The sequence below is a fragment of the uncultured Cardiobacterium sp. genome (assembly GCF_938028185.1).
In the GTDB taxonomy this organism is placed as follows: domain Bacteria; phylum Pseudomonadota; class Gammaproteobacteria; order Cardiobacteriales; family Cardiobacteriaceae; genus Cardiobacterium.
The window spans coordinates 1-6,606 of the sequence record NZ_CALJAH010000266.1 but is presented as its reverse complement, the minus strand read 5'-3'; the positions used below and the strand labels follow the sequence as shown (position 1 = coordinate 6,606).

The 6,606-nt window shown below is 53.0% G+C and carries 5 protein-coding genes and 1 pseudogene; all 6 read right to left on the bottom strand.

The features are described from left to right. Positions 1-125 precede the first annotated feature (125 nt). On the bottom strand, positions 126-1,733 hold the full coding sequence (locus Q0349_RS07845) for a carbon starvation protein A (RefSeq protein WP_298080313.1): 1,608 nt from the start codon (positions 1,731-1,733) through the stop codon (positions 126-128). A gap of 21 nt (positions 1,734-1,754) precedes the next feature. Next, positions 1,755-1,970, bottom strand: a complete 216-nt coding sequence (locus Q0349_RS07840) for a DUF5363 domain-containing protein (protein ID WP_298080314.1) — start codon at positions 1,968-1,970, stop codon at positions 1,755-1,757. A 173-nt stretch (positions 1,971-2,143) separates the two neighbouring features. Next, complete coding sequence (locus Q0349_RS07835) at positions 2,144-2,614, bottom strand: Lrp/AsnC family transcriptional regulator (protein ID WP_298080312.1); 471 nt, start codon at positions 2,612-2,614, stop codon at positions 2,144-2,146. A gap of 101 nt (positions 2,615-2,715) precedes the next feature. After that, positions 2,716-4,246: pseudogene (locus Q0349_RS14115) on the bottom strand (YfcC family protein). Between the two features lie 46 nt (positions 4,247-4,292). Further along, positions 4,293-5,222 carry a carbamate kinase gene (gene arcC / locus Q0349_RS07820; protein WP_298080310.1) on the bottom strand — a complete coding sequence of 310 codons (930 nt, stop codon included), beginning with the start codon at positions 5,220-5,222 and terminating at the stop codon, positions 4,293-4,295. 12 nt (positions 5,223-5,234) lie between these two features. Continuing rightward, a complete protein-coding gene (locus Q0349_RS07815; RefSeq protein ID WP_298080309.1) occupies positions 5,235-6,239 on the bottom strand; it encodes an ornithine carbamoyltransferase in 1,005 nt (334 codons plus the stop codon). Positions 6,240-6,606 lie beyond the last annotated feature (367 nt).

The window sequence follows — 6,606 nt, the reverse complement described above, 5'->3', positions numbered from 1 at the left end:
CAGTTGTACGGCGAGGCGGCGCAACACAGTATGAAGCTTTCGGTGGATGGCTATACAGCGAATGGCAGCGCGCAGGCACAAAAAAACGGCGCCGCAGCGCCGCTTCCAAAGATTAAAGGCCGGAATCAGTCGTCCACGGAGACCGCGACGATGCCGCCCGCGTTCATGCCGCTCGGCTTGAGGCCGACGAAGAACAGCGCGGTCAGTGCCACGGCAACCACAGCGCCGGCAACCATTGAGGCCATCCAGCTATGGGCGCTCAGGCCGAAGGTGTCCCACACCCAGCCGAAGCCGATCTTGTGGTCAAAGAAGAGGTAGCAGGCACAGATTTGCGTCATCACAACCGCCGGAATGGTGCAGACCCAGTGGAATTTCTGGTGGCGGTAGAGATACGCCGCCGCCGTCCACAGCATGATGGTCGCCGTCGTCTGGTTCGCCCAGCTGAAATAGCGCCAGAGCAGGTTGAAGTCGATCATCGTCAGCGCGATGCCGACGACAAACAGCGGCACAGTGATTATCAGGCGCTTGCCTATCTTGCGCTGGTCGGCATTGATGCCGTAGCTGTTGAAAAACTCGGCAATCTGCAAACGCGCGGCGCGGAAAGCGGTATCGCCGGAAGTAATCGGCAAGACCACCACGCCCAAAACCGCGAGTACGCCGCCGAATGTGCCGAGCATCTTCATTGCCGAATCAAAGACCACCGGTGCCGGAGATTTGGCGGTGGCGGCGAGCAATGCCTGCACGTCGGGATAGAATGAAAGGCCAACCATGCACCAAATCAGCGCAATCACCCCTTCGGTAATCATCGCACCATAAAAGACGAAACGGCCTTCGCGTTCATTTTCAGTACAACGCGCCATCATCGGCGTTTGCGTCGCATGGAAACCGGAAATGGCACCGCAGGTAATGGTGACGAAAATGAGCGGCCAAATGGGTAAGGCATTGGCACCTTTCGGATGGAAATTGCTAAAGAAATCTCCCAAAGAAATGCCATTTTCCAAGCCGAGGGTGCGATAAGCGGGAATGCCCTCAAAAATGAGGCCAAATAACATCCCGGCAGTCATGAACATCAGCAGCGCGCCAAACAGCGGATAAATGCGGCCAATGATTTTGTCAATCGGCAGCAAGGTCGCGATGATGTAATAGGCGAAAATAATGCACGTCCAAATCAGCGTCAGCGTATCGGTACTCATCCCCGGACTGGCATTCTCGCTCACCGTGCCGACCGCCGCGCCCATCGCGCCCACGCCCTGATTGCTAATCGCCTGTTCGGTGAGGCGGGTTAACAAATCCGCCGGGGTGCGGACGAAAACAACGCCGACCAAAACCAGCAAAATCAGCGCGACGACGTTAATAATGTGCTTGACCGGCGCACCAATATAACGGCCAGACATCGCCGGAATGGAAGCGCCATTGTTACGGATGGAAATCATGCCGCAGAAATAATCATGCACCGCACCGGCAAAAATACAGCCAACGACAATCCACAACATTGCCACCGGGCCATAAAGCGCACCCAAAATCGGCCCGAAAATCGGCCCGGTTCCGGCAATGTTCAATACCTGAATCAGCCAAACCTTGGTGCGCGACATCGGCACATAATCGACACCGTCGCCCATTGCATACGCGGGCGTCTGCCGCTCCGGCTTGATGACAAAGATTTTTTCCATCCATGCACCATAGATGAAATAACCGGCGACCAGCATCGCCACACAGGCAAAAAATAAAACCATAAATACTCCTGAATTAAAAACTTAAACCTCTTGCGAATCCTGCCGGTGTTTCCCGGCGGATTGTCGTGTGTCCTCATTCAGCTTGCGCAGCCGATCCGGCCATTCCAATGGCGGATCTTCCTTGATGAAAGGCAGACAACGACGACAGCCCCCCACCTGGGAAAATCCGGCTTCATCATAGAATTCGTTATATTTGCGCCATAGCCATTTGAACAGGTTTTCACCCTCTTTGCGCATCAAGTCACCTCGCTTTGTGAATATTTGCACACATTATACACGCCTGCCGTGCGAGCGGCGGCTTTGTCGCGGTGGATGACGGGCGAAATGACCACGGCGCGGCTGTTTGCCATTCAGCCTCACTGCAAGCGGGAATCCTGCCCAAGCGCCGGGTTTTGCCTTGATGAAAGGGGCTACAGCGGCAATTCCGTCGTGTCCTTGATCGTTTTCAGCACCACTTCCGATCTGATGTTTTTGATGCCGATGTCCTTGTTGAAGTATTTGGTTTTGATGTGATGAAATTCATCCAGATTGGCGACGCGCATTTTGATAATGAAATCATAATCGCCTGCCATCAAATGACATTCGACAATATTGGGGATGAGCTTCATCTCGAAGATAAAGCGATCCCTTTTCTGGATGTCTTCTTCGGAAAACGAGCCAAAGAGATAGACCGCGAGATTGCAATCCACTTTTTGCGGATTGAGAATGGCGACATAGCGGTCAATAAATTCGTTTTCTTCGAGAATATTGACCCGGCGCAGGCAGGCCGAATTGGAAAGGCCGATTTCCTGTGCCAGTTCGTTGTTGTGCAGGTGTCCATTCTTTTGCAGCGCCCGCAGAATGCGGGTATTGATATTGTCTAGCAGCTTGTCTTTCGGCATAAGTGTTGCTCCTGCCGTCGAAAGGCGATTTTCGGGGGAAAGGGGTGGCTCATGCCATAAAAAAACAAAAGGCTGCCCTGGCGGCAGCCTTTTGTCAGCCATCAGCGTCCGTACAGGGAAACCTGAATGACCAAAAGCGTTGCGCCAATAGCCAGCAGGACGCCAATCATTGGCATGACGAATTTCACCCATTTGTTGAAGGAGATTTTCAGCATTTGCAGCGTCACCAGTACCAGTCCGGTCGGTGCGAGGAAGAGCATGGCATATTACCCCCAGTTATAGGCGGATACCACGATAAAGCGCGGAATACCGACGGCATCGGCCAGCGGTGCCATAATCGGCATGGCGAGTACGGCGAGACCCGATGAGGAGGGCACAACCAGTCCGAGGAAGATAAAGACCACCAGTTGTCCGAGGATAAACATACTGGCCGGCATTCCGCTCACCAGTTGCGAAGTATAATTCAGGATGGCGTCGGAAATCATGTCTTCTTCAAGGACGAGGTTTACCCCGCGCGCCATGCCGATAATGAGCGAGACGGCAACCAGTTCGGAGGCACCGTGGGTAAAGGCATTGACGATTTTTTTTCTTTCAGGCCGGAGATAAACATGATGACGATGGTAATCGTCAGGAAGGAGGCCGCCATTTGCGGGAACCACCAGCCACCGGCCATGCCCCCCAAACCATAATCGGGAAGGCAATGCAGAACAGGGTCAGGATGACTTTCCGGCGCAGGGTAAATTCCACAATCGCATTCGGATCGACATCTTTCATGTAAAGCTGCACAAATTCTTCGCGCTCGGCATAGGTGTAGGAGGCTTCGGGATTGGCCTTGATCTTTTTCGCATACCAATAGAGGTAATAAATGACGCACGCGGCACCCAATACCAGACCGACGGCGCGGAAACCGATGTCCTCGGTAAAGGGAATGCCGGCGGCGTTGGAGGCGATGACGACCGGGAACGGGTTAATGGTGGAGAATGCTGTACCCATTGAGGAGGCGAGGAATATCGCGCCAACGCAGATAATCGCGTCATAACCGAGGGCGAGGAATACCGGCACCAGAATGGGATAGAACGCAACCGCCTCTTCTTCAATGCCGCAGGTCGTGCCGCCCAATACCATCAGCACGGAAACGCTAAAGAAAATGGCAAATTCCCTTCCTTTGGTTTTTCGCGCCAGTGCCATCAGGCCGGAGTTAAAGGAGCCGGTTTTGTTGATGACGCCAATCATGCCCCCCAAAACAAAGATAAAGACCATAATATCGGCGGCTTCAATGGTGCCGTGTACCATGCTGACGGCAATATCGCCAATACCTTTCGGTTTGTTTTCCACCCGCTGATAGGTGTCAGGAATGGCAATCGGCTTTTTGATGGTGCCTTCGGTAAAGTTCTTCAGGTCTATTTTGATTTTGAGCTTTTCCAGGCTTTCTTCGGTTGCCGGATAGGTTACGTCTTCTTGCTGATAAGCCTTGACCACGAATACATTGTTGATGTTGTCATAGGTCAGCTTGGAATAGGAACCGGCGGGGACTACCCAGGTCAATACCACCGCAATAATCAGAATAATGAAGAGGATGGTAAAGGCGGAAGGGAAGTTAAATTGTTTTTTAACCTTTAATAATTCCTTGATGTGCAGACGGATTCAGGCGGACGGTCATCCGTCCGCCCGGGCAGTGTCAGTAATAGGAAATGCCGTCGGCTTGGGTCGTGATGCGCGTTCCGGCCTTGCCCTTGACGATATCGACAATATCGGAGAGCGAGCCAATCACCGCATCGCGTCCACTATGGCGGGCGAAATTGATGGCGGCCTGTACTTTCGGCCCCATCGAACCGGCGGCAAACCCTATCGCTTCTATCGCGTCGGGATGCGCGCTGGCTATCGCTTTTTGCGTTTCTTTGCCCCAATCGACAAAGGTGGCGGAAACGTCGGTGGCGATAATGAACAAATCCGCTTCGAGATTTTCGGCGAGCAGGGCGGAGCAAAGGTCTTTGTCAATGACCGCTTCCACGCCGTGCAAATTGTGCTGCTCGTCGTAATAGGTCGGAATGCCGCCACCCCCGGCGCAAATGACGATGCTGCCGTGTTCGAGCAACCATTTCGCCGGACGGATTTCGAAGATGCGTTTTGGCAATGGACTCGGTACCACGCGGCGGTATTTATCGCCATCCTGCGCAATTGACCAGCCTTTTTCTTTTGCCAGTTGTTCCGCTTCTGCTTTGGTATAAACCGGGCCAATCGGTTTGGTCGGGTGCTGGAAGGCCGGATCATTTCTGTCCACTTCCACTTGCGACAATAATGTGGCGAGCGGTACGTCAAACGGAACGAGATTACCCAGTTCCTGCTGAATCATATAGCCAATCATGCCCACTGATTCTGCACCGAGGACATCCAGCGGATAGGTCGGTACGTCTTTGTACGTCGCCCCCTGCAAGGCCAGCAAACCGACTTGCGGGTCATTGCCGTGGGCAATAACCAGTTCGTTGTTGGGGAATACTTTGGCAATTTGTTCGCAGGCGATTTTGATATTCTGCCGCTGATTTTCAAAGGTCAGCGGTTCGCCGCGACGTAACAGGGCGTTGCCACCCAATGCGATGACGATTCTCATACGGCACTCCTTTTAGGTCAGGCTGGCGTACATCACCGCCTTGATAGTGTGCATCCGGTTTTCTGCCTGTTCAAAGGCGATGTTCATCGGCGATTCAAAAACGTCTTCCGTAACTTCGATACCATTTTTCAGTTCGGGATATTTGACCGCGATTTCTTTGCCCACTTTGGTTTCGCTGTTGTGGAAGGCGGGCAGGCAGTGCATGAATTTGACGTGCGGATTGCCGCTGCGTTTCATCAGTTCGGGTGTCACCTGATAGGGCAGGAGAATTTTGATGCGTTCGCCCCAGCTTTCCAGCGGTTCGCCCATCGAGACCCAAACGTCGGTGTGGACGAAATCGACGTCTTTGACGGCCTTGTCAATATCATCGGTCACGGTAATGCGCGCGCCGCTTTCTTTGGCGAATCCTTCGCACATTTTCACCAGTTTGTCTTCCGGCAATAAGGCTTTTGGCCCGCAGATGCGTACATCCATGCCCAGTTTGGCGCCAATCAGCAACAGGGAATTGCCCATGTTGTTGCGCGCGTCGCCGATATAGACGTATTTGATTTGTTTCAGCGGCCTGTCGCTGTATTCAATCATGGTCAATACGTCGGCGAGCATTTGTGTCGGGTGAAATTCGTCGGTGAGGCCATTGAAGACGGGAACGCCCGCGTATTCGGCCAATTCTTCAACGATGCTTTGGCTGAAACCACGGTATTCGATGGCGTCATACATTCGTCCCAGTACGCGCGCGGTGTCTTTCATGCTTTCCTTGTGGCCGATTTGGGAAGAGCCGGGGCCAATATAGGTGACGTTGGCGCCCTGGTCATGCGCGGCGACTTCAAAGGCGCAGCGGGTACGGGTGGAGGTTTTTTCAAAAATAAGCGCTATGTTTTTGCCTTTGAGTTTGGGCTGCTCGGTACCGGCGTATTTGGCGCGTTTCAGGTCGCGGGCAAGGTCCAGCAGGTAATTGATTTCCCGTTCGGAGTGATGTACCAGACTCAGCAGGTGACGGTTTTTGAGGTTAAAGGCCATAACGGTTCTCCTGATTTGTGTTGATTGGGTTTGAAAGAGTGTTTTTGCCGTTCTTTCGCGGGGCATCTTATAGAATCTGCCTTGAAACATTTATCCTGATTCATCTTTTGTCAGGGTGAATGTCCGTATTTTATTGCGCGAATTGCCGCTGGCGTTGGAATTTTATTTCAATGTTGTGAGCAGGCGTGATTTTTACCACGCCGTTTTGTGGTTTGTTGTGCAAGGGGTGTGGTTGGCCGGGATATTTTCAAGCGCGACGGGGCTGCGTTTACATACAGGATAGCGGGGAAGGTGTCAGTAAATGGTATGTGGTGCTTACCGCTAACGCGGATGGTTTGCTGCCCCCACCCCAACCCTCCCCCACGGG